At 56.8% G+C, this 22,104-nt stretch carries 23 protein-coding genes; 10 read left to right on the top strand and 13 right to left on the bottom strand.

Annotated features, from left to right (window positions below; translation table 11 throughout):
* Positions 1-27: 27 nt before the first annotated feature.
* The gene (locus K7H09_RS06555; protein WP_230804185.1) at positions 28-768 is read left to right on the top strand and encodes an FAD-binding oxidoreductase; all 741 of its coding nucleotides are present in this window, start codon (positions 28-30) and stop codon (positions 766-768) included.
* A 59-nt stretch (positions 769-827) separates the two neighbouring features.
* On the top strand, positions 828-956 hold the full coding sequence (locus tag K7H09_RS24420; RefSeq protein ID WP_022520180.1) for a hypothetical protein: 129 nt from the start codon (positions 828-830) through the stop codon (positions 954-956).
* A 231-nt stretch (positions 957-1,187) separates the two neighbouring features.
* Here the strand turns inward: K7H09_RS24420 and K7H09_RS06550 are convergent, their stop codons facing one another.
* Positions 1,188-1,337, bottom strand: a complete 150-nt coding sequence (locus K7H09_RS06550; protein WP_159175997.1) for a hypothetical protein — start codon at positions 1,335-1,337, stop codon at positions 1,188-1,190.
* 162 nt (positions 1,338-1,499) lie between these two features.
* Here K7H09_RS06550 and K7H09_RS06545 point away from each other — a divergent pair, with 162 nt between their 5' ends.
* From K7H09_RS06545 to K7H09_RS06535, 3 genes are all read left to right on the top strand, one after another.
* On the top strand, positions 1,500-2,597 hold the full coding sequence (locus K7H09_RS06545) for a 3-deoxy-7-phosphoheptulonate synthase (RefSeq protein WP_161463228.1): 1,098 nt from the start codon (positions 1,500-1,502) through the stop codon (positions 2,595-2,597).
* Positions 2,598-2,678: 81 nt separating this feature from the next.
* Positions 2,679-3,191 (top strand): DUF3087 family protein, encoded by a 513-nt coding sequence (locus K7H09_RS06540; protein WP_022520177.1) that lies wholly within the window; start codon positions 2,679-2,681, stop codon positions 3,189-3,191.
* 45 nt (positions 3,192-3,236) lie between these two features.
* Positions 3,237-3,968 (top strand): MliC family protein, encoded by a 732-nt coding sequence (locus tag K7H09_RS06535; RefSeq protein WP_009288499.1) that lies wholly within the window; start codon positions 3,237-3,239, stop codon positions 3,966-3,968.
* A 22-nt stretch (positions 3,969-3,990) separates the two neighbouring features.
* Here K7H09_RS06535 and K7H09_RS06530 read toward each other — a convergent pair whose 3' ends face one another.
* The gene (locus K7H09_RS06530; RefSeq protein ID WP_138800405.1) at positions 3,991-5,061 is read right to left on the bottom strand and encodes a metal-dependent hydrolase; all 1,071 of its coding nucleotides are present in this window, start codon (positions 5,059-5,061) and stop codon (positions 3,991-3,993) included.
* 128 nt (positions 5,062-5,189) lie between these two features.
* Here K7H09_RS06530 and gloA point away from each other — a divergent pair, with 128 nt between their 5' ends.
* Positions 5,190-5,630, top strand: a complete 441-nt coding sequence (gene gloA / locus K7H09_RS06525; RefSeq protein WP_022520174.1) for a lactoylglutathione lyase — start codon at positions 5,190-5,192, stop codon at positions 5,628-5,630.
* Positions 5,631-5,653: 23 nt separating this feature from the next.
* Entirely contained in the window at positions 5,654-6,109 is a 456-nt protein-coding gene (locus K7H09_RS06520; protein WP_022520173.1) for an META domain-containing protein, read from the top strand.
* Positions 6,110-6,118: 9 nt separating this feature from the next.
* Here the strand turns inward: K7H09_RS06520 and K7H09_RS06515 are convergent, their stop codons facing one another.
* Positions 6,119-7,258, bottom strand: a complete 1,140-nt coding sequence (locus K7H09_RS06515; RefSeq protein ID WP_138800407.1) for an FAD-dependent oxidoreductase — start codon at positions 7,256-7,258, stop codon at positions 6,119-6,121.
* Positions 7,259-7,290: 32 nt separating this feature from the next.
* Positions 7,291-8,685: a GGDEF domain-containing protein gene (locus K7H09_RS06510; RefSeq protein ID WP_022520171.1), complete on the bottom strand. Its 1,395-nt coding sequence runs from the start codon at positions 8,683-8,685 to the stop codon at positions 7,291-7,293.
* Positions 8,686-8,850: 165 nt separating this feature from the next.
* Between K7H09_RS06510 and K7H09_RS06505 the strand changes: the two genes are divergently transcribed.
* Positions 8,851-9,246: a transcriptional regulator gene (locus K7H09_RS06505; protein ID WP_278370519.1), complete on the top strand. Its 396-nt coding sequence runs from the start codon at positions 8,851-8,853 to the stop codon at positions 9,244-9,246.
* A gap of 39 nt (positions 9,247-9,285) precedes the next feature.
* On the opposite strand, the gene K7H09_RS06500 is transcribed toward K7H09_RS06505, so the two are convergent.
* From K7H09_RS06500 to K7H09_RS06470, 7 genes are all read right to left on the bottom strand, one after another.
* Positions 9,286-11,448 (bottom strand): FAD-dependent oxidoreductase, encoded by a 2,163-nt coding sequence (locus K7H09_RS06500; RefSeq protein WP_022520169.1) that lies wholly within the window; start codon positions 11,446-11,448, stop codon positions 9,286-9,288.
* Positions 11,449-11,532: 84 nt separating this feature from the next.
* Positions 11,533-12,144 (bottom strand): TIGR04282 family arsenosugar biosynthesis glycosyltransferase, encoded by a 612-nt coding sequence (locus K7H09_RS06495; protein ID WP_022520168.1) that lies wholly within the window; start codon positions 12,142-12,144, stop codon positions 11,533-11,535.
* On the bottom strand, positions 12,134-12,865 hold the full coding sequence (locus K7H09_RS06490; protein ID WP_022520167.1) for a TIGR04283 family arsenosugar biosynthesis glycosyltransferase: 732 nt from the start codon (positions 12,863-12,865) through the stop codon (positions 12,134-12,136). The genes K7H09_RS06495 and K7H09_RS06490 overlap by 11 nt, the downstream gene beginning before the upstream one ends.
* On the bottom strand, positions 12,831-13,469 hold the full coding sequence (locus K7H09_RS06485) for an ATP-binding cassette domain-containing protein (RefSeq protein ID WP_230804184.1): 639 nt from the start codon (positions 13,467-13,469) through the stop codon (positions 12,831-12,833). Before K7H09_RS06485 ends, K7H09_RS06490 begins: the two co-directional genes overlap by 35 nt.
* 10 nt (positions 13,470-13,479) lie before the next feature.
* Entirely contained in the window at positions 13,480-15,153 is a 1,674-nt protein-coding gene (locus K7H09_RS06480; RefSeq protein ID WP_022520165.1) for an ABC transporter permease, read from the bottom strand.
* 2 nt (positions 15,154-15,155) lie between these two features.
* The gene (locus K7H09_RS06475) at positions 15,156-16,373 is read right to left on the bottom strand and encodes an ABC transporter substrate-binding protein (RefSeq protein ID WP_022520164.1); all 1,218 of its coding nucleotides are present in this window, start codon (positions 16,371-16,373) and stop codon (positions 15,156-15,158) included.
* 59 nt (positions 16,374-16,432) lie between these two features.
* Positions 16,433-17,476 (bottom strand): aminoglycoside phosphotransferase family protein, encoded by a 1,044-nt coding sequence (locus K7H09_RS06470; protein WP_009288508.1) that lies wholly within the window; start codon positions 17,474-17,476, stop codon positions 16,433-16,435.
* A gap of 333 nt (positions 17,477-17,809) precedes the next feature.
* On the opposite strand from K7H09_RS06470, the gene K7H09_RS06465 reads away from it, so the two are divergent.
* The gene (locus K7H09_RS06465; RefSeq protein WP_138800410.1) at positions 17,810-18,409 is read left to right on the top strand and encodes a pyridoxamine 5'-phosphate oxidase family protein; all 600 of its coding nucleotides are present in this window, start codon (positions 17,810-17,812) and stop codon (positions 18,407-18,409) included.
* A gap of 41 nt (positions 18,410-18,450) precedes the next feature.
* The gene (locus tag K7H09_RS06460) at positions 18,451-18,966 is read left to right on the top strand and encodes a GNAT family N-acetyltransferase (protein WP_022520162.1); all 516 of its coding nucleotides are present in this window, start codon (positions 18,451-18,453) and stop codon (positions 18,964-18,966) included.
* 248 nt (positions 18,967-19,214) lie between these two features.
* Here the strand turns inward: K7H09_RS06460 and K7H09_RS06455 are convergent, their stop codons facing one another.
* Complete coding sequence (locus tag K7H09_RS06455; RefSeq protein ID WP_022520161.1) at positions 19,215-20,333, bottom strand: extracellular solute-binding protein; 1,119 nt, start codon at positions 20,331-20,333, stop codon at positions 19,215-19,217.
* Positions 20,323-22,074: a chloride channel protein gene (locus K7H09_RS06450; protein ID WP_230804183.1), complete on the bottom strand. Its 1,752-nt coding sequence runs from the start codon at positions 22,072-22,074 to the stop codon at positions 20,323-20,325. Before K7H09_RS06450 ends, K7H09_RS06455 begins: the two co-directional genes overlap by 11 nt.
* Positions 22,075-22,104: the final 30 nt, after the last annotated feature.

Below are 22,104 nucleotides of genomic sequence, written 5' to 3'. Positions count from 1 at the left end.
TGACCGAATTTGTTAAAAGAGGCTTTCATGAGTGCAAGGACGTTGACGTGCCAAGTCACCGAGGTTGAGAACTTAAGCCCCGATGTGTTTGGTGTGACGCTCGCCGGGCGCGCCGAAGCCATGCAGCATGCGCCGGGGCAATATTTAGAGCTTAAACTGGACGATGCCACCTGGGTGCCGTTTTCGATCGCCAGTGCCGATCGCAGCGATGGTGTTATCGAGCTGCATATTCAGCACTGGCCGGAGCGGGATAACTCAGCGCGGCTGCGTGAACTGCTGCAGGTAGCCAACCAGCTTACGCTGCGTTTGCCCGGCGGTGAGTGCGTGCTTGATCGTGAGAGCGAAAGACCGCTGCTGCTGATTGCAGCAGGAACCGGTTTCTCCCAGATGAAAGCCATTGTCGAAGCGGTACTGCATGAACAGCCCGAACGAGAAATTTCGCTGTGGTGGGCCGCCCGCGAACACCGCGACCTCTATTTAGAGCAACTGGCCAGCCATTGGGCGCAAACCCACGCCAATGTCTGCTTTCATGCGGTAACCGAATCGCCCTTGGAAGAGCCGTTAGCAGCGGGCGAGCGGATTGCCCATCACCTGGGTCGTATTGATCAGGTGTTGAAAACCGCAGATATCACGCCAGAAACCCACGATGTTTATATCTCGGGTTCGCCCAATATGGTGTATGCCTGCCTGGATGTGCTCGACACAAAAGGCATAAAGCTTGAGCGGGTGTTTTCGGATGTGTTTGCCTACGCCCCTCGTTCTACTTAATATGATCACAGCGTTGTAACGTTCCCCCTGATATAGCGTTGGTAAAAAAGGAGGCTAACATGGCCCATCACGACGAAAACTTTAAAGACGATTCTGGTTTCCTGTCCATCTTTCTAGGCTTAGTGGTGCTGGTAAGTATGAGCGCGCTGCCCGCTACTATTGGTTGGGTACAAGCTTTTGGTGGTTGAGTGTTGCCATTTGCAGCGCTTGCAGGCAGGATAAAACGACAACGCCATGGCGGCAGCCCTGTCAAACGATTTACAGGGGCTAGTTATTGCCAGCGTAACTAACAGAATCTAGCGGAATATGGGCATGCAACGACTAACCACACCACATACAGTGAACCCACAACCAGAATTGGTTGGTGGTTTTGTGTTTTATGGGTATTGGTTTAGCTACGGTGTGCCCCTGGCCGACGCCTAACGTCGCGCCACCAGGCACACCACTCGGTTGCCTGCCGCAAGCACAGAAGCCCCGGTCGGTAACCCCGCCGGGGCTTCTGGCGTTTTGGGGCCTAGTGAGTTTCGGCAATAGTTATTCACCATTATTTCATCAAGGAGCAGCATCATGATTTATCGCGCACTGACTAACGCTTTCGCTACCAGCTTTGTGGGTTATGGCTATAGCTGGCGATTTAGCGACGCGCGGTCGGTGCTAGCTGCCACCTCCGACCGTGTTCACTTGGGTGGTCACACAACCATACGATGTCACACGATTGCGGAGAATTAATCATGAATGCGCCTGTCAGCCCTGTTATTAATAAAACCGTTGTATCCACTGCCCATGCTACTTCCCGGCTAACGCCTTCAGCGCCTGAGCCCAGTGCAAAGCGGCTGCCTACCCCCGCCGAACTCAGACAACGTATCTCGTTAAGCGCCCCGCTAAGTGAGCAAATTGCCCGCCAGCGACACGCCGTACAGCAAATTTTGAGTGGTCACGATGACCGCCTGCTCGTTGTCGTTGGCCCTTGCTCCGTTCACGATCCAGATGCAGCGCTGGAATACGCCGACCGCCTGGCTGCATTAAGCGAAGAGATCAGCGAACGTATTTTGCCGGTCATGCGCGTCTACGTTGAAAAGCCGCGCACCACAGTGGGCTGGAAAGGGCTGGCCTACGACCCAGGTTTGGATGGCAGTGGTGATATGCCGCGCGGTTTGGCGCTTTCTCGTGAACTGATGCATGCCGTAGCCGCTCGCGGCTTGCCGGTGGCTACCGAGCTTTTACAACCGATGCTGGCGCCCTACGTAGACGATTTACTAAGTTGGGTAGCGATTGGCGCACGCACCACCGAATCGCAACTGCACCGTGAGCTGGCCAGTGATTTGTCAGCGGCGGTGGGGTTCAAAAATGCCACCAGTGGTGATGTACAAGTGGCTATCGATGCCATGAGTGCGGCGGCCCACCCGCACCAGCGTTTCGCGGTAGACCCGCAAGGCTACCCGATCGTCCAGCAAACTGCAGGCAACCCGCACACCCACGTGGTGCTGCGTGGCGGGCACGGCGAGCCGAACTATCAGGCGCAACATGTACGCGCGGCAACCACCGCGCTGCGTAATGCCGGGCAAAACCCACGGCTAATGGTGGATTGCAGCCATGCCAATGCGCGTAAAGACCATCGCCGCCAGAGTGAAGTGATGCTGGATGTATTGGCGCAGCGTCAGGCAGGCGAAGCCAACCTGGTCGCGCTGATGCTGGAAAGTCACCTGTTCGAAGGCAAGCAGCCGCTCAAGCCTGGCGCCATGCGCTACGGCGTATCGGTCACCGACGCCTGCGTGGGCTGGGAAACGACCGAACACTTACTTAAAACGGCTGCAGAGCGTTTGGCGTAATTGCATTTGTAAAACGCTATTACTTGTTTGCCCTGGCCAGCCCCGTATCATAGGACATTTGCAGCGATAATGAGGCTGGCCATGGTATTTACCCTAGAACATCACGACCCCGAGACCTACCGCCGCAAAGCCCGCATGATCAGCTTTGCCATGGCGGGGCAACTGATTATTTTTGGCCTCCTGTTCTCAATGCTCCTTACCTCCACCTTTGGCAGCAGCCTATGGCTCAATGCCCTAGGCGTGCTACTTGGGCTATTGGCCACCAGCGCGCTATTTGCCGTGTTGCGTGAGCGCCCATGGATGACGGAGGTGCGCTATGTCTGGCAACTCAAACATCATTTGTCGCAAGTCAGTGGCTATCTTTCGCAACTGCGCAAAGCGGTGGAAGAGAGCAACCGCACGGCGCTGGATCTGCTCACTTTCTATCACCAGGGCATGGCGCAGTTGGCGGAGCTCAATGGGCGCACCACCGATGACGACGCCGAACGGCTAGCGGAAAAAATGCAGGTTAAAATCAAGCGCGAAGAGCTGGGGTTGCCCCCGCAGGTGGAAAGTATCGATACGCACGATCTGCAGGCGTTCAAACGCGGGTAAGAAGTTCAGCAAGCAATAGAATTAGTTATATAGGGAGCATGACATATGAATACGTTAAAAGCATGGGGTGGGGCCATCGCCGCAGTCGGTATGATGGTGGTACTCGGGGGGTGTGCAGCCACGCCCTCCACAGAAACTAAAGCCGCTAACCAAGCAACGCTGGATAACCGGGCACCCTTTCTGCCCTCGGCGCTTTTTCCCGGCTCTGCCCAGCGTTTTGATGCGTGGCACTGCGAACCCGCTCAGCAGCACTTAGTGGCTGCCACCAACGCCAACGATTTGCGCCTATGGTCGCTGCACGGCGCATGGCGGTTGCCCCAAGCCGTCGTGGCCAGCGGCGCCCGTTACCAAGATGGTGAGATCAGCTTCTGGAACCGGGGTGACGAGGCGCTAGTGGAAACGCCACGAGGGCAGCTGCAGTGCTCGTTGGCCGAGCAGCGTGACGCCTTAACCCGAGCTGAAAAGCCCGGCGTGATGTTCTTTGGTCAGGGTAACGAACCGGGCTGGACGGTTGCGTTAGCAAATGACACGCCGACACTGACGATGGAAACGAACTACGGGGAAGAGCGTCTCCAGCTACCTTATATGGTTAGTGTGATGGACAATGAAGCTGGTCGAGTCGTGATTGAAAACGCTGACGTGGAGCCCTTTTTCCGCGTGCGTATCGATGCTGGGGCCTGTTTCGATAATATGAGCGGCAAGCCTTTTCCCGCGCGCGTTACGCTGACCTATGGTGGGGAGCAGTATAGCGGCTGTGGCCAAGGTATTGCTCCCTAGACGTCCTTGATGAAGCGCTAGCTCAGCAGCGATAAACCACACGCTCGGCCCGCCACTCATGCGCCTCGAAATCGCTGGCGCACAGGGCCGAGGTGTTACCTGCGGCACGAGCGGCGAGGCGCGATAGCGTTTGCATCTGAATACCGCGGGTACTCTCCAACTGTTCGCTTACCGCAAGCGGTACCCAGTGTTCTTCCTCTAACGTTGCCAGGGTAAAGCTAAACGGATGGAAGCCTGGGAAGCCGAGCCGAATATCGGTGGCGATCAGCGTCTCTTTTCCTTCTAGCAGCCGCGTTTCATAGCGTAAAAAAGAACCCGCAAACCACATTAAACGCTCTCCCTGTTGGCTGGCCAGGGCGAACGTCTCTAGCCCAGCGTTACGAATTAATGGTTCGAAACGCGGTTGACGGTCGCCGTCAAACACACTAATCAGGCTTTCATGGTAGCGATCCCCGTCGATCACCGTGGCGCGCCATAGCACAATGTTAAACGGCGTTGGCTGTATCAGTAGCGGAGCCTCTTCAAGACCCTGTTCTGCCAGGGCAGGGGCAAGACGTTGCTCTACCACTAATTTCGCCCCTGCTGCCATCATTAGGTAAACACTTGTGATGACCAGTCCCCATGTGCAGGCTTTACGTACCCGCTGAGAGACCAAGGCAACGCCCAAGGTAAATAGCAGCGGCAGTGTATAGAGCGGATCGATAATAAAAATAATCGGCCACGCGGTGGGAGCGAGATCAAGAGGCCAAAGCAACTGGGTGCCGTAAGTAGTTAGTGCATCAAGCAAAGGATGGGTAATCAGAATAAGAGCAAAAAAGCACCACCAGCGGGGTAGGCTAATATCTTTTGCAGGAGCAAATCGTGTGCATAGCAGCGCCAACAGGGTGGCTAACCCTGTTAGTACAAAAAGCGAATGGCTAAAACCGCGATGCTCGGTGACATTGGCGACGGCGTCGCCATAATCCAGCGCTACATCAAAATCGGGCAGGGTGCCGAGTACGGCACCGATAAGGATGGCCTTGCGGCCAAGGCGGCGGCCCAGTACGGCCCCGCCAATGGCTGCGCCAAGCGCGGCTTGAGTGACTGAATCCACAGGTTTCTCCGACGGGTAAACCCAGCTAAGATAAACGTTATAATTTAATTATACAGCGTTGCAGCGATTTATTTCTGTTGTCACGTTTTTGTAAAGTATGACCAAGGCCGTTTTTAACAGGAGTCGATATGCAATATCTACATACCATGGTGCGTGTCAGTGACCTGAATGCTTCGCTGCATTTTTACTGCGATCTGCTGGGTCTTAAAGAAGTTCGCCGAAAAGAGAACGAGAAAGGACGCTTCACGCTAGTGTTTCTGGCCGCACCAGAAGATGAGCCACGCTCAGAGCGGCTGACGGCTCCGGAGCTTGAGCTGACGTATAACTGGGATCCCGAAGAGTACACCGGTGGGCGTAATTTCGGCCACCTAGCCTATCGGGTGGATGACATTTATGCGCTCTGCCAACACCTTCAGGACAACGGCGTGACGATTAACCGCCCACCTCGTGATGGCCATATGGCGTTTGTTAAATCACCGGACGGAATCTCTGTGGAGCTGCTGCAAAAAGGCGATGCCCTGGCACCACAAGAGCCATGGGCTTCTATGGAAAACACCGGTAGCTGGTAACAATGACAAAAGGAACGATCACCATGAAAGGTTGGCGCTTATTACCACTGTTGGCTTCCGCTGCGCTACTGTTAAGTGCTTGTAGCAGTTCGCCGGGGCCAAGTTCTACACCACAACGGGGCGCCAACGATGCCTCGCTTGAGGGCGCTATTGTTGAGCAGCGTTGGAACCTACTGTTGGTGGGGACTGATGAGCGGCTCTCTATGCCGGAAACGCCATTTTTCGAGATTTCAAAAGAGGGCAAAGTTAGCGGTTACGACGGCTGTAATCGCTTTACTGGCGAAGCAACACTCGGTGAGAACCAGCGCATTGAGTTTAGCCCGTTAGCCACCACCCGCATGGCGTGCCCGCAAATGGGCGATGCCAAGCGGGTCACGGATATGCTGGAGACCGCCTATCGGTATTTGATTGACCATGATCGATTGGTCTTCTTTGGCCCGGATAGCCGGGTGCTAGGCGGCTGGCGCGAAGGCAACTGATTCAGCCAGTTAGCCTTTAAAAGGCGGATTGAAGCGGGCGATAAAGCGCGCATCAATCCGCTTTTTCCATTGCCATACCCACTTGCCGGAAACTCCAAAGCCACCGCGGCTGGCAATCGCGCGGCCGTCGCCAGTGCCAATGAGTGCCAACACCCGTTTGGGTGGCTGCCAGGGGAGCAACGGTTCGCCGTAGCAGGCACGGCGAAGGTTATCCGCTAAGTGTGGCCCCATGCGCACCGCATAAACCCCTGCGTTAGGCAGCGCTGGGGTAAACGCTGCACAGTCGCCAGCGGCAAACATATTCGGCTGGTCGCTAACCTTCAGTGAATGGTCAACGCGGATAAAGCCGTGTTGATCCAACGGCAGATCAGTCCCCGCCAGCCAAGGGTGGCCGACAGCCCCCGTTGCCCACAGGACGATGTCCGCATCGATGCGTTTACCGTTCTGGGTGGTTACTCCGCCTTCAATCAGCATTTCGCCGCGTTGTTCAACGTGAACGGTAATCCCTGCCTGTGACAGCGCGCGTCGCATTAGCCAGCGTGGCACGCGCCCGGCATCGGGCAAGAGTGCGTTAGAGGCGCTGAGCAAATGCCCCTGCCAATCAATATCCGGACGCTGTTTGCGCAACTGGGCCAGCACGCTCATTAGTGTTTCACAGCCCGCAGCGCCACCGCCAACGCCCACCACCCGTTGGGCACCGCCGCTGGGTAAGTGGCTAATGTCATTTTCCAGTGCCTGCCAGCGCTGGTGCAGACTACTCAATGGGCGCATGGCGAGTAGCTTGGGGAGGTTCTCCCCATGCTGCTGAGGAGACGTCAGGGTCGAACCGATGTTGACGGAGGCCACGTCAAAGTTAACGCGCTCGCCATTTGCCAGCACTACGTAACGCTCCTGGGTGTTGATCGTGTTCGCTGGGGAAAGAATTAGCCGAGCATTGGCTCTTTGGCACAATGCTTCCACGTCGATCTGTGTCTTGCGCAGCGTACACTCCCCCGCTAGCCATGCGGGTACGCTGCCGGAGTAAGCTGCTAAAGGACTATCACTCACCACGGTAATCGCGATGCTTGGTTCAGGCTGTTTGGCAAAGGCTTCGAGTACAAAGGCGTGGGCATGGCCCGCACCCATGAGTAATAATTGCTGCATGGACATCGCCTATAGAAGAAGCAAGGTGCTGTTGGGGATTAACAGACAAAGACTTGGTTTTTACCCGCCAATTTAGCCAGATACATGCCTTGATCCGCCCGCTCAAATAGCTGGCGAGGCCGGTCGCCGGGCTGGGCGAGGGTCAGGCCGATACTGATTGTTAATTGGCCAGCGATGTCGAAGATGTGTTGCTCCACGTTGCGGCAGAGCCGGTTAGCCAGCTTTAGACTAGCGTCTTGGTCAAGCCCCTTGGATATAATGACGAACTCTTCACCTCCCCAACGCCCAAAGTGATCCTCATGTCTCAACGTTTCCTGCACTAACTGAGCCATATTACGCAAGATATCATCGCCGGTTGCATGCCCATAGGTATCGTTAATATTTTTAAAATCATCAATATCAAACATCAACATGGCAAAACTGACTGACGAATTGATCAAATCCTCAATCACCAGCTCTGTATAGTAGCGGTTCCAGCATTTTGTTAAGGGGTCGGTGTGGGCCAAGCCCTCAAGGCGTTGATTGGTTTTGGTTAACTGGCGGTTGAGATGAACGACCTCCTGGGCCGTTATGGCCACGGCTAAATCGTCGGCCAGCTCAATCATCATGGAGGCTTCCTGCGGCATCCAATAACTCAAGACGTCTTGAAGCATCGTATCAGCAACCAGAGCGGGGAGTAGCGGCTGTTGGCGAAATAGTAGTAACCAACCCAAGGAAGCATTGGCGACGCTTAGCGGGGCCGCTAAACCTCCTTGGCAGCTGCCATTCAGCTCGGTGATTTCGTCATGGGGATTGTGTTGATTCAACTGCTGTAAATGATGAAATAACTGGTGCTTCGAGGGACACTCGCCAAAGCAGTGAAGATCGCCCTGATAAGCCAGCGCAATGCCTTCGGCCTGAAAAATATCGCACCAGCTAGCGCCATGATGCTGCAAAATATCATCAATGGAAGTCAGTTTTTTAATATCTCTGGACAGCAATCTGCGGCGAGACTTTAAACCTGATTGGCGAGTGACCATACGCTCTGCTTTTAACAAGCGTAAGCGTTGGGATGCAAGATCGACGAGTAGCTGGATCCACTTGCCAGGCCCAGCGTGAACCGCAGGTGGATGCCCAATATACCCCCACACTTCATGCTCGCCCTTTAGTTCATACAGTTGCAGCTCTGAGGCGGCTAGATCGTCGTAACAATGAATAGCGAGCAGCGCGTGGTGAGAGGCGAGGGTACTTTCCAACGGATAGTAGTACGCCAAACGAAGGTTTCCTGTGCTTAAGCGGCGATAAAGTGCCACTGGTTGACCCTGGGTAAGCGCATGCAGCGTTTTGGTCAGCAGTTCAAAAAGCTCGAGAGGGGTTGCCGAGCGGCATAGTAGCGCCAGCTTATGACACAGGTCGTCGAGATTTTGCACCGATGGAGATAGTGTGCCACTCATTCTGAATGACTCCTCAAGCGCCGCATTTCAGCGCTTAGCATAGCAACTCGCCTAATACTGCTAAGCGAAAACTCGAAATTGAATTAATGATTCAATCAAAAGGTGAACCGTTATTCAACTGTTATTGAACAATCGCTTCACATTGGCGGCATGAATGAAAAAATCATGTTCGCCGAGCGTCTAAAAGCGGCACTGGAAGCAGCGGGTTACGAAGCGCGGCCGTCAGTGCTTGAGCGGGAATTTAATCTGCGCTATTGGGGAAAGCCGATCACGTTTCAGGCCGTTAGGCGCTGGCTGCGTGGTGATTCGATCCCCAGTCAGGATAAGCTCCAGGTTTTGGCTCGCTGGCTGTTAGTAGACCCGCACCACTTGCGCTACGGCGTTAGCACCGCTTATACGGTCAGCGAACCTTCCGCAAGTTGGGACGTTTCATCCACCAGTGAAGAGCGCCAATTGCTGGCACTCTACCGGGAGCTTCCCGCTGCCCAGCGTAAAGTAGTGCGCGAAATTATTGAAACATTCGCTAAAGTGCACCCGCCTGCTAACGGGCGTAACGATTAGGTCGACTTATTTTTTCTAATTATCTTTCAATTCGATGTGCTAGGTGTCAATTTTCTTAGCTGAACTGTCACCGCGTCGCCAATTGAAGTAGTGCTTCAATAGTGCCAGCACTCGTTCGGGCTTGTGGGCGTTTTTCCACACCCCGGCAGTGGCCTTTGCCGCCTCGCCCAGCGTGGGGTAGGGGTGGATGGTACCCAGTAGTTTGTTGAGGCCCAGACCGTGCTTCATGGCGAGGGTAAATTCACCCAGCCATTCACCGGCGTTTTCCGCCACGATGGTTGCACCGAGAATCTTGTCTCTGCCAGGCACGGTAAGCACTTTGATAAAGCCTTGAGTGGCACCTTCGGCGATGGCGCGGTCGCTTTCGCCCATGGCGTAGCGGGTAACTTCAAAGGCAATGCTCTGTGCGTTAGCCTCTTTTTCGTTTAATCCCACCCTTGCCACTTCCGGCTGTACATAGGTGACGGCGGGCATATAGCGGTAATCCACCGCAAAGCTTTTCAGCTCGCCGAACAGCGCATTGACGGCCGCATGCCACGCCTGGTGAGCAGCAGCGTGGGTAAGCTGATAAGGCCCTGCCAAATCACCGCAGGCCCAGATATTGGGTAGGCGGGTTTGCAGACGCTCGTTAAGTTCAAGGGGGCCCGCTTGGGTGGTCGTGATGCCTAGCGCTTCGAGCCCTAAGCCTTCCACATTGGCCTGGCGACCGGCACTCACCAGCAGGTAGTCCAACGGTAGTATTTTGCGGTCGCCGTCATGCTCCACCACTAGCTGATAGCCTGTCTCTCCGTTGAGAACTTCCAACGCCCTGGCATCGGTCATCACCGACACGCCTTCGCCCGCCAGGGTGCTTTCGATTAGCTCACCGACCTCTGGATCTTCACGGCCCAGCAGTTGGGAAACGCCTTCCACCAGGGTGACCTGGCTACCCAGGCGAGCGAAGCTCTGACTTAGCTCACAACCAATGGCACCGCCGCCCAGCACCACTAAACGCTTGGGCAATTCAGTAAGCGACCAGAGGTTCTCGGAAGTTAAAACGGGGGCGCTCTTAATACCCGGTAGCGACGGCACCCGGGGACGTGCGCCGGTGGCCAGCACGATATGCCGGGCGGTGAGGATTTTATCGCCGACCTGTATTTCCCAGGGCGAGATCAGCCTGGCGTGCTCTTGGTACACCTCAACGCCCAAGCCGTTATAGCGCTCTATACTGTCGTGGGGTTCGATATCGCTAATCGACTGATGCACATGGCCCATCACCTTGGCAAAGTCGACCTGCGGCTCGCTGGCAGTCACTCCGAACCGGTGTGCGGTGCGAACCTCATGGGCGGCGCGGGCGGCACGAATTAACGCTTTAGACGGAACGCAGCCGGTATTCAGGCAATCGCCGCCCATCTTGTGTTTTTCCACCAACGCCACTTTGGCGTTCACGGCGCTGGCGATATAGCTGGTAACCAGCCCGGCTGAGCCGCCGCCGATCACCACAATGTCGTAGTCAAAGCCCGCTGGCCGGGTAAAACCTTTATAAGCTTTGCGCTTCTGAACCAGCTGTACAATGCGTCGAGCTATCCAGGGGAAGATGGCCAGCAGTAAAAACGAGGCGATAAGCGTCGGTGAAAGAATACCCCCAAGGCTCTCTAGCTCGCCCAACTGCCCACCCGCATTCACATAGATGGCGGTGCCGGGCAGCATCGCGAGCTGGCTTACCCAATAAAAAGTGACGGTTTTTATGCGCGTTAGACCCATGACCAGGTTGATCATAAAGAACGGAAATACCGGCACTAAACGCAGGGTAAATAGATAAAGAGCGCCATCGCGCTCCACGCCGCGATTCACCGAGGCAAACTGGCGTGGAAAGCGCTTTTCGATAGGGCCACGGAAAAGAAACCGTGAAAGTAGAAAGGCCAGCGTGGCCCCCATGGTGCTAGCGAAGGAGACAATCAGTAGCCCCCAGCCGAGCCCAAATAGCGCACCGCCAAGTAAGGTCATCAGCGTGGCGCCCGGCAGTGAGAGCGCCGTTATCACCACATAAACAGCAAAAAAGATCCCCGCTACCTGCCAAGGATTTTGAGTAAATGCCGTTTGGAAGTCGCTTTGGTATGCTTTGATGGTTTCCAGGGTGAACCATTGATGGGCACCGCTAATGAAAAACACGCCAATGGCTGTGATCAGTAGCGCTGCAATAATCAAACGTTGTCGGGTCACAATAAAAACTCCAGCGCTAATAAGGGAAGTATCGGTTGTCACTGAGTGAGGAGAGTGCCCGTTTCCTTACACTGAAACGGCTAATTAGAGATTCTCTAGCTCCTTCCAGCGCTGCCAGTCTTCAGGGCGATCCACGTCCCAAATAGTCGCGGGGTAGGCGACCTGGAGGCCTAATGCTTCAATACGCTGCTGCGTGGTGGTCAGCACGCTTTGGGTACCCCAGGGGATATCTTCAAACAACGCAGGGTAGTCTTGCCGGGTACCCACAAAGCCGTAGCCGCCATCTTCGGCGGGCAACATCACCACCTCAAAGCTGGCTAGCTGCTGTGCGCAGGTGGTGATTAGCGCGCTGGTGATGCTTGGGCAATCACTGCCCATTAGCATAGCGGGCCCTGGAGTACTGTTCAGGGCATGGCGAACCCTTGCGCCTAAGTCACCCTCTGGCTGGGCGCTTAGCGTCACACCAAATGCCTCGCGAAGCTCGATAAACAGCGGGTGGGCGTGATCAAGCGCTGTCCATAGTGTGACATTGGCGGCAGGCAGCGCTTTGCAGGCATTTGCGACGCAGTGGCGTACCAGCTCCGCGTGGGCGTTGGCCGCACCTTCCAAACCGAGTAGGGGCGACAGGCGCGTTTTAGCTTGCCCCGCCAGCGGCGCTTTGGCTAGCAGGTGCAGGTGGGGCGTTTCAGCGGGCATCGCGATACTCCTTGGCGAGTTGGGTTGCGCTAACGCCGCGCCAGTAGCGGTAGCGCAGCCGCCACATCAGGCGGATCGTTTTCCAAGCGCCGACCTCATCCCAGCGCCTGCCCGAGCTTACCACTTTCGCCTGCAAACAGGCGGGCCGAGACACCCGTTTGAGTCGTTTAGACAGTTCAATGTCTTCCATCAGTGGCTGTTCGGGAAAACCACCGGCTGCTTTGAAAGTGCTCGCACGCATAAACATGCCCTGGTCGCCGGTGGCGATGCCGGTGAGCCGTGAGCGTTGGTTCATCATCCAGCTCACCACGGGCAGCCAGCCGCTGCGGCCTGCAAGCTCAATATCAAAGCGCCCCCAGGCGTGGCCGTTAAGCGCTTGGGTTATCTGCTCAACGGCGTTCTTGGGCAAGTGAGTATCCGCGTGCAGGAACAGCAGTGCGGGCGCAGTGGCATGCTGAGCGCCCAGGTTCATTTGCAATGCTCGTCCGGCTGGGCTGCTGAGCACTCGATCTGCTAGTGGTTTGGCAATGTGAGCGCTGGCATCACTGCTCCCGCCATCCACGACAATGATCTCAACGGGTATCGCAATGCGCTGGTCGCGCAGCGCTTGTAGCGGTGTCAGTGACGCCTCAATTCCCGTGGCCTCGTTAAGCACCGGTATCACGATGCTCAGCCGAGGTGGTTGGTCAGCCGAGCTCAATAACCGGCCCTCCTGCTGCATTGGCGTCCTCGTGGTCGTGGGTGACCAGGAGCGCAGGTAGGCCTGCTGTGTGCAATTGGCTAAACACCAGTGTGCGCATCTCCTGGCGCAGCGCCGTATCCAGCTTGGAAAACGGCTCGTCCAGCAGCACCGCTCGCGGCTTGGAGAGCAGCAGGCGCATCAACGCCACGCGTGATTGCTGGCCGCCGGAAAGGGTGGCGGGGTCGCGGGACTCAAAGCCTGCTAGCCCAACCTGTTCAAGTGCCTGAGTAACCTGCTGGCGCTTGTCTTTTAGATGGCGAGGCAGTCCGAAGCGCAAGTTGCCGCCCACGCTTAAGTGCGGAAATAGCAGCGGATCCTGAAACAGAAGCCCGATGTTGCGCTGTTCGGCGGGAAGGCTGAGCAAATTGCGCTCGCCCAGCCATACGCCGCCGCTGGCGGTGAATTCGCGATCAAGGAAGCCTGCAATATACGCCAATAAAGTGGATTTTCCCGACCCCGAAGGCCCCATTACCGTGAGTACTTCACCGGAGCTAATCGTGGCATCCACTGCCAGTAACTCACGGCCTGCCAGGGCGATGCAAACTTGCTCAAGGCGTAGCGGCGCGCAAAAAGAAGCTGTCACATTGTCCCTCTTAAGTAGCTAAATCACGGCGGTGGGTACCCAATAAACGGGGCAGCCCTAGCGCAAGCATAAAGCCAATCAACGGTAACCCAGCCTGCACTAATGCCCAGACGCCGATTAAACGTCGATTACTGCCAGAGGCAAGCGCGACTGCCTCGGTCGTCACGGTGGTCACGCGGCCCGCACCGAGTAACTGGGTGGGTAAGTATTGGCCAATACTCACTGCCAAGCCTACGGCAAACGCTGTTAACAGCGGCGCGAGCAACAGCGGCAGGCGAACCCGCCAAAAAGCGGCACTGCGTGACACCCCCAGTGAACGCGCTACTTTGAGCCAACGCGGATCCAAGCGGCGATAGGTCTCAGCCAAGGAGAGGTACACATAGGGCAGTACAAACAGCAGGTGACCAGCGATAACCAAGCCAAGTTGAGGGCGAATGCCCAGGCTTTCAGCGGCCACGATTAGCCCAAATAGAAACGCAATTTGCGGCACTAATAGGGGTAAATAGAGTAACCATAACGCGCGCTTGGGTTGAATGTGCTGACGGTGTTCATTTTCCAGCGTTGCTAGCACTAGCGCCGTAGCCAAGGCGGTAGAAACAAGTCCAATCAATGCCGTATTAATGAGCGGTGTAGCCAGCATAGGGCCGCTGCGTTGCCAGTGATCCAGCGTTAGCATCTGTGGCAACACTTCTGGAAAGCGCCAAAAACCGGCCAGTGAAAATAGCCCCAACCCAACCAAGGCTGCCAGCGCTGTGATACTCGAAAACAGTAATGCCGAGCGGCCAACGAGGCGCAGGATGATTTCGCCACGCTGGCGGCTGCCATTGATCAGCCAGTACCGCGTCAGGCTGCGGATCAGCTGTTCTAACAACCACCAACACAGCAGTGCAGCGACAGTGACGCCCAGTTGCAGTACCGCCGCCGCCGAGGCCATAAAACGCTGGCTGATATCCGGGTCGTTGAACCAACCCAAGATAGATACGCTCAGCGTGGGGGGCAGCTTCGGGCCAAGAATCAGTGCCATATCGACGACCGAAGTGGCATAGGCGATCACTGCATAAACCGGCAGGCGAATCAGTGGGTAGAGCGAGGGAAGCACCGTTTTTAACCAGCCGATGGTAGGCGAGTAACCTAGCGATCTTGCCAGCATCAAGCGCTTCTCCGGCGCTAACTGCGGCAGTGCCGCCAGGCTCATCAGCAGCAAAAACGGTACTTCTTTTAGTACCAACCCCGCCATTAGGGAGAATCCCCAGGGATCGTTGATGATCAGCATGTCCAGGGGGCGCTCCCATCCTGTTAGCGACGGCGATATCAGCCGCGCCACCAAACCCGAAGGGGCAATCAAAAAGGCAAACCCAAAGGCGATAGCGGCGTGAGGGATGGCGAGCAGCGGTGATACCAACCGTCGTATGCCGCGATCTAACCAAGTGCCCCGACTGGCGGCCAAAAACAGCACCACAATTACCAGCGCTACGGCTGTGCTGACTAACCCGCTGGCAAAGCTAACCATCACTGAACGTCCTAGCCCCGGCTGGTCGAACAGCATTTGCCAGGGGGCTAAACTAGCGCCATGGCCGCCTAGCGTTGGTAAGTAGCCAAACGCAGGCAGCAGCACCATCATCAGACCCGCCCCAACGGGGAGTACTAGCAGGGCAATGATGAGTGCTGGGGCCAGTCGCAGCATCGTTAGTTAACGCCGTAACGCTCAAGCCAGGCATTTTGCAGGGCGGTCATCCAACTGGGGTGTGGTTCGGGTAGGGTGTTGGACAGCGCGTCCGCCGGTAGCTCGGAAGGATGGCGATCACCCTGCTCGAACAGCGCCTGATTCTCGGCGTCTAGCTGATCGATATCCAGTACGCTGCGGTCTCCCCACATCGCTAGCGACTGCTTTTGCGCCTGAGCTTCCGGTGAAAGCAGGAAATTGGCGAGCACCATGGCCCCGGCTTTATGCGGCGAGTTATAGGGGATCGCCACAAAGTGAACGTTACCCAAAGTGCCGCCTTCCAGCACGTAGCTGCGCACGCTTTCGGGCAGCTCATACTCCATGACTGCCACGGCGGCATCGGTGGGGTAGAACGAAAAAGCCAAACTTAGCTCGCCGTCGCTCATCAACGTGCGCAGGTTGGGGCCGGAGTCGGGAAAGGTACGACCACTGCGCCACAGGTGCGGGTGCAGCGCATCTAAATAGGCCCACAGAGGTTTGGTGACAGCCTCAAAGTCGCTTTCTGAAACTGGCTGGTAAAGCGCCTCCTCCTGACCGGTGAGCTCGATCAGCGCCTGCTTTAAAAAGGTGCTGCCGGTGAAGTCGGGAATACGCGGATAGCTGAACTGGCCGGGATTGGCTTTGGCCCAGGCGAGTAGTGCCTGCATATTCTGGGGTGGTGTCTCGGTTTGAGCGCTATCGTAAAAAAAGGTGATCTGCGCTTTACCCCAGGGCGATTCATAGCCTTCTGTAGGTAACGTGAAGTCGGTCACCACCTCAGGGTTATCGGCGGCATTGGTGAGCGCAAAATGGGGCAGCGACTCAGCGAAGGGGCCAAACAGCAGGTCGCTTTCGCGCATCGCAGCGAAGTTCTCGCCGTTGATCCAAATCAGGTCGATACTGCCCTCGGTGTGGTTGCCCGCCTGCTTTTCTGCCAGTACCCGAGCTACCGCGCTGCCGGTATCGTCCAGCTTTACGTGTTCCACATCGACGCCGTACTGTGCCTGCATTTGCTCCGCCACCCAGTCGATGTAGCGATTGGTGCGCGTATCACCGCCCCAGGCATTCCAGTAAACGGTTTGGCCTTCGGCCTGTGCCACGACACTTTGCCAATCACTAGGGTCGGGGTTGGCTGATGCCGGAACCGTGAAGGCAAGCATCGTGGTGACAATAGCGAGGCGAAGAGGGTGGCGAGTAGGCATCGAATATCCCTTTTGTTAGAAGCGTAAGCACAGCTAAGAAATATTAGTAAAATTAGATGTTATAGGGAAACCTGCAAACACTGTAGCTCGCTGTGCACGTGATCAATAATGTTTAACGATAAGTAGTGCTCAACGCGGTCGCGCACGTGGTCGATCACGGCGGGATCCGTGAGTTCAGCGGACCAGTCTTCCCCGCGCTGCTGGGCATCTACGGCGTTTAAGTGCTGGGCGCGCCACTTGGCACACCAGGTTAACGACCAGAGCCAGGTAGCGCGGCGACAGGCAATGAGGGTGTCGATGTCCGGCGTTTCACCCATGGTGGCTTGCCAGCGGCGATAAAAGCTAATCACGTCACTTAGCGATAGCACCGCTTGGCTGCTTACGTCCCAGGTGGTCGAGGTGTAGAGGCTGGTGTGGGCGAGGTCGATACCCGGCAGGCCGTAGCGGCACTTCTCTAAATCCACCAACACCGCGCGGCCATCGTCGTGGATTAAGAAGTTGCCAGGGTGGGTGTCAAAGCTAATCAGTGTCGGCGCGGCATCGCTTAAGTGAGGTGGCAGTAAGTCCAGCTCCTGCTTAATGCGCTGGGTGACCTTGCTCGAAAGTTGCGCGTCGCTCAACCAGTTAGCCTGCTGACGCACTTCATCTATCATCGCTTGCCATGGGTCTTCGGGGGCAAGCAGTGGTGCCTGCTCTGCGACACTGGGCAGCGGTTGGCTATGCAAGCTGGCTAGAGCATCCGCGATGGCAGGCAGGTCTTCCGGCAACTTGGCCAAGCGGCCACGGATAGCCTCAACCAGTAACCCACCCCGGGGCAGTGCCTCGCTCGGCGGCAGAGTGCCGTAAAGTGCTGGCGTGTGTCCGCCAGGACTAGAGCGCTGGTAGCAGGCAGTCTGATAGGCAAGGTTCTCTTCAGGCGGCAGATTCATCTGACTCTGCTTCGGCAGTCGCGCCACCCAGTCATCGCCCACGCTGCGATGGATCCACACATGATCATGGGCCAGCCCGGTATCCGCCATCGGCGTAAGCTCATGGTATGCAATCCCGGCCCGCTTTAATTCGCTTGCCAGAGCCTGTAAACGCGCTTCGGTTGGTGTCGGCATAGAGCAGTCCGTGTCGTTGCTGAATCAGCGATGCCACTTAGTGGCCGTTCTTGTACCAACCTTACACGTTTCGTAAGAAAATGTGGTTAAAGTGAGTGGTAAGGGGACCAATATGTCATGCGCTAGCGCTGCATAGATATTATGAGTCATAACTAATAAGTTAATTATCTTCGGAGTATTTTCTGCTAGCGTTGTGGTTAAGTAGATTTTGTGGGATTAGAGCTGGCGTTGTCGGGATTGCTTACCGTTAACAGCCATCGCCATTTACGCGCGAGCAATAGCGGGTGCCTGGTTCATTATTATTGAGACGGCAGTTTTTGTATCGGGGGAATTATGATTCGCACCACCGAAGAGCTATACCAGCTATATCCTGAGCCAAAGGAGAGAGCGCTGAAGAAGCAGCTATCGCGACTTGACCGGCACTGTCAGCGATTTATCGAGCTTTCTCCCTTTGTGGTCATCGCCACTGGAAACGCGTCGGGCTTTGATGCGTCGCCACGTGGAGGAGAGCCAGGTTTTATCAAGGTGGTTGATGACCTTACTTTGGTAATTCCAGATTCTCCAGGTAATAACCGATTGGATTCACTTAAAAATATTGTCGAGAGCGGTCAGGCTGGATTGCTGTTTTTAATCCCAGGGATCGATGAGACGCTACGCATAAATGGCGCGGCGCATGTCTCGGTGGATGAAGAAAAGCTGCAGCTTTTTGCATCAGAGAAGCGAGCACCAAAAGTGGTTATTGAGGTGACGGTTGAGGAGGCTTACCTTCACTGCGCTAAAGCCTTTATGCGCTCCAAACTATGGGCAGATGAGAGCCGTCGCGAGCGTTCCGTATTGCCGACGATGGGGCAGATGATTCACGAGCAAATAGGTCGTAGCGGCTCCCCCGAGTCACAGGAAGAGATGCTTGCGCGTTACGCACAAGATATTTAGCACCTCAGGGGCCCTCATCATCATGCAGGAAGATCTCGATCATGAGTGACGTAAAGAGCAGAGTATTAACCCCGCAAGATTGGCAGCTTTATAAGTTGGCGCGGTTGAACTCTCTTGAGGATGCGCCTGACTCTTTTGGCTCAACTTACGAGCAGGAAGTAACGCTCTCAGACACTGAATGGCAGACACGCTTGGATCTGAAATGGCGAGGCCTGGACGCTCTGCCCTTAATTGCTGAGTTGGAGGGCCAAGCGGTTGGCCTAGCCTGGGGGGTAATACATGAGCCCGATACGAAAATGGCGCATATCTACCAAATGTGGGTTTCACCTGCGCTGCGAGGGAAGGGGATCGCCAAGTCGCTTCTAGGTGAAATTAGTACCTGGGCTGTAAATAAAGGGTGTGAGTGTATAAAGCTCGCAGTAACAACAAGCAACGAAGCTGCAGTTGGTTTTTATACCTCGTCTGGATATCTTCCAACGGGGCCGCTTGAAGCGCTGAGGGTTGGTTCCGCGCTTATGGTGCAGCCAATGGTTAAACGGTTGGGTAATACGCAATAACACTCAGTCTGAGTGAACCGACATAGTAGCCGACAGCTTCAAATTCAAAAATATCGAATTTAATTTAAAAGAGCATTTCTGTTAGCCCAATGCTCTCAGTACAGCCTTTGGTTTCTTGGCAACGCTATGCAGTAATGCCAGCGCTGGGCCATGGGGAGTGCGATCACCTCGTTCCCAATGTCGTAGTACGGTTATCAGCATTGCCACGTTAACTGTAACCGCCCATTTTTTGAAACCGCACTGCGCATTCATTCTTGTGTCGTCAGGGCTTCACGAAATAGGGTCTCGCGAAAGAGGGCCTCAATGCGTTCCTGGGTACGGGCATACCAAGTCTCGTCCTTGGTCACCGCACCCTGGGCGTTGATGGGGTGGGTGGGAATATGCAGGCGCATGTCCAGGCCACTGTCGCGGTGGGTGGTAACCTGCATAGCAGCAGAGCGTCGCGTTGGGCCATAGGGGATATGCCGGGCCAACTCCACTTGGCGCTCGCTGGTGGTGGCGAAGCGGATAAATGTTTGGGCCGCCTCGGGGTTCGGGGCACCGCGGGGGATCGCCCAGGTCTCATGTTCCTGGAGCTGGCCGTCCCAGAGGATCTCGATGGGCAGGTCGCGCTCCACCATGGCGGCGAAGAAGCGGCCATTGTAGCCGGAAGCCATGACCACCTGGCCCTCCTCCAGCAGGCGCACCGGGGTTTCACCGGCCTCCCACCAGTGGAGTTTGTCGATGCCTTGCAGCCGGGCGAAGGCCAGGTCCAGGCCACGGCGGGTACTGAGCAGGCGGTAGAGTTCTTCCCGGGGGACCCGGTAGGAGAGCAGCGCCCACTCCAGATTAGCCGCGGGGGTGCGCTGTAAGGCCCGGGGGCCAGGGAAACGCTGTTGATCGAAGAGATCGGCGATGCGAGTGGGGCGCTCCCCGGGGAAAGCATCACGGCGATAGGCCACGACGGTGGCAAAGATCGAATGGCTGATAAAACAGCGACCCAGGGCGCCAGGAAGGAAATCTTGGGATGCCGGAGTGCCGTCCGGCGCTGGGGCGGCTAGCTCGGGGGGGAGTGGCTCCAGTAGGCCCTCTTCGCAGGCTGCCATGGCCTCGCTGCGGGTCATATCGAGTACGTCCCAGGGGACATCGTTCTCCGCCACGGCCTGGCGCAGTTCCGTCAGGCCGCCGTTATAGCTGTCCACTGCCACCGGTACATCATGGGCCTCGGTGAAGGGTGTGAAGAGGGCACTGCGCTGGGCGTGCTCGTAGGCACCGCCCCAGCTCAATACTGTCAGAGAGTCGGCAGTGTCGGGCACTTTCGCCCTGATGGGGGTTGCCAGGACGAGCAGCCCGGCCAGAAGTCCTGGGATCAATCGTCTAGCCAGCACCGTGTTCCTCCCGTCGTAGGGCGTCGCTGTGATGCAAGAAGGCTCGAGCAATGCTCGACTCATAGGCCACCCCCAAGAAGCGCCGTTCGTCATCCACGACGGCGATGGCCTCGCCGGTGACCTTTTGTAGCTGCTGCATTGCCTCCCAAAGTGAGGCGTGCGGATCTAGCACTGGGCGGGGCGTTTCGGGACAGTCGGCCAGGGTTGTGGCCTCGCTGCCTTCGCGGAAGGTCTCCAGGCTCGCCAGGGTCACGCAGCCTTGGTAGCGCCCTCGGCCGTCCACCAGATAAGCTTCGCCATGGCCCGCTTGACTAAGGCGCGAGATGGCCGCTTTCAGTGGGGTCGCGGGGGCCAGGGTGACGGCATCATGACTAATCAACTCGGTCAACCGCGCCTCCTGGAGCACGGCGCGGCTGCGGCCAGCGGAGAGATCCAAACCACGGCGGGCTAATTGAATATCGAATAGCGAGCGGCCGAACAGTTGGGCGGCCAGAGGATTGGCTAGCGTGACGCTGGCCAGGGCGGCGGTGGTCAACGCATAACTGCCGGTAAGTTCGAAGACGATCAGCAGGGTGGTAAGAGGCGCGCCGAGAACCGGTGCGGTGACCGCGACCATGCCGCACACCGCATAGAAGATAAACGTCTCCTGGCCACCGCCCAGCTCCGCTACCAGGGTGCCGGCTAGGGCACCGAAGAGGGTGCCGATCACCAGCGCTGGGCTGAAGACACCACCAGCGAAACCCAGCCCCAGGCACAAAGCGGTCGCGGCCAGCTTTAGTAGCAGTACCATCAGCAGCTCGCCGCCGCTATAGGCCCCGGGCAAGGTGGCGAAGCGCAGGGTTTCTTGGCCCATGCCGAGAATATCGGGTACCCAAAGAGCCGTTAGGCCGAGCAAAGCCCCGGCTAGTGCGGGATGAAGGCTGGTGGGCAGCGGTAGCCGCTTGGCCAGCTGGCCCATGGCAAGAATGGCATGCATATAGCCTCCAGCCACCAAGGCGCCTAGGCCACCCAAGGCTAGGAAAAGGGCGAATTCCCAAGGTTGAGGCACGCCAGGCTCAGTGATATGGAACAGCGTCCCCTGAGCAAGCAACTGAGTGGCCAGCACATAGCCGACGATGGCGGCGGCAGCCACTGGCGCGAAGGCGCGCAGGGCATAGTGGCGTAGCACGACTTCGTGGGCGAAGACAATGCCCGCCAGTGGTGCATTAAAGGCCGCAGCGATGGCTGCCGCTACCCCGCAAGCGATAGTGATATTGTCCTCTGAGCGCCCCAGGCGCAGCAAGCGTGTGATTAGGGAGCCGAGAGTCGCGCCGAGATGTACCAGGGGGCCGTACTGACCCACCGAGGCGCCTGCGCCTAACGACACCAAACCGCTTAACGCTGAGAGAGCACCAGCCTTGGCGGGTAGGCGACCTCGGCGGGTCTGGACGGCAGCGATGGCGTCGGCAGGGGTATGGGAGCGGCCCCCAGGCAGGCCGCGGTGCAGTTGACTAACGAGCAGCCCCCCAAGGGTTGGCACCAGCAGGGTAGCCAGTATCACCAGAGAGGTGTCTGCAGCCATCATCTGGCCTCGGGGGGAGATCAACAGCAGGTCGTTGAGCCATACCACCGCATTGACGAAGCCAACGGCTACAAGAGCCGCCACTCCGCCGACGACACTGCCCAAGAGTACCAAGCCAAGGAAACGCAAGACTGCCAGGGGGTGTCGGGGCGAAACGCTGTCTGTGCTGGGGGAGTCCATTTACCCGTTATAGGCGCTATCCGATCAGCG

It is taken from the genome of Halomonas sp. IOP_14 (assembly GCF_021021315.1).
GTDB lineage: Bacteria > Pseudomonadota > Gammaproteobacteria > Pseudomonadales > Halomonadaceae > Vreelandella > Vreelandella titanicae.
Note: the sequence above shows the minus strand (reverse complement) of the source record. Positions and strands in the feature narration are given on the sequence as shown.

Bases quoted from the DNA above. Each gene is read 5' to 3' on its own strand.
- K7H09_RS06535 (WP_009288499.1), top strand. From the start codon at position 3,237: ATGAATACGTTAAAAGCATGGGGTGGGGCCATCGCCGCAGTCGGTATG.
- K7H09_RS06510 (WP_022520171.1), bottom strand. From the start codon at position 8,685: ATGAGTGGCACACTATCTCCATCGGTGCAAAATCTCGACGACCTGTGT.
- K7H09_RS06450 (WP_230804183.1), bottom strand. From the start codon at position 22,074: ATGGACTCCCCCAGCACAGACAGCGTTTCGCCCCGACACCCCCTGGCA.
- K7H09_RS06470 (WP_009288508.1), bottom strand. From the start codon at position 17,476: ATGCCGACACCAACCGAAGCGCGTTTACAGGCTCTGGCAAGCGAATTA.
- K7H09_RS06505 (WP_278370519.1), top strand. From the start codon at position 8,851: ATGTTCGCCGAGCGTCTAAAAGCGGCACTGGAAGCAGCGGGTTACGAA.
- K7H09_RS06550 (WP_159175997.1), bottom strand. From the start codon at position 1,337: ATGATGCTGCTCCTTGATGAAATAATGGTGAATAACTATTGCCGAAAC.
- K7H09_RS06555 (WP_230804185.1), top strand. From the start codon at position 28: ATGAGTGCAAGGACGTTGACGTGCCAAGTCACCGAGGTTGAGAACTTA.
- K7H09_RS06520 (WP_022520173.1), top strand. From the start codon at position 5,654: ATGAAAGGTTGGCGCTTATTACCACTGTTGGCTTCCGCTGCGCTACTG.
- K7H09_RS24420 (WP_022520180.1), top strand. From the start codon at position 828: ATGGCCCATCACGACGAAAACTTTAAAGACGATTCTGGTTTCCTGTCC.
- gloA (WP_022520174.1), top strand. From the start codon at position 5,190: ATGCAATATCTACATACCATGGTGCGTGTCAGTGACCTGAATGCTTCG.
- K7H09_RS06495 (WP_022520168.1), bottom strand. From the start codon at position 12,144: ATGCCCGCTGAAACGCCCCACCTGCACCTGCTAGCCAAAGCGCCGCTG.
- K7H09_RS06475 (WP_022520164.1), bottom strand. From the start codon at position 16,373: ATGCCTACTCGCCACCCTCTTCGCCTCGCTATTGTCACCACGATGCTT.
- K7H09_RS06465 (WP_138800410.1), top strand. From the start codon at position 17,810: ATGATTCGCACCACCGAAGAGCTATACCAGCTATATCCTGAGCCAAAG.
- K7H09_RS06480 (WP_022520165.1), bottom strand. From the start codon at position 15,153: ATGCTGCGACTGGCCCCAGCACTCATCATTGCCCTGCTAGTACTCCCC.
- K7H09_RS06490 (WP_022520167.1), bottom strand. From the start codon at position 12,865: ATGCAGCAGGAGGGCCGGTTATTGAGCTCGGCTGACCAACCACCTCGG.
- K7H09_RS06545 (WP_161463228.1), top strand. From the start codon at position 1,500: ATGAATGCGCCTGTCAGCCCTGTTATTAATAAAACCGTTGTATCCACT.
- K7H09_RS06515 (WP_138800407.1), bottom strand. From the start codon at position 7,258: ATGTCCATGCAGCAATTATTACTCATGGGTGCGGGCCATGCCCACGCC.
- K7H09_RS06460 (WP_022520162.1), top strand. From the start codon at position 18,451: ATGAGTGACGTAAAGAGCAGAGTATTAACCCCGCAAGATTGGCAGCTT.
- K7H09_RS06540 (WP_022520177.1), top strand. From the start codon at position 2,679: ATGGTATTTACCCTAGAACATCACGACCCCGAGACCTACCGCCGCAAA.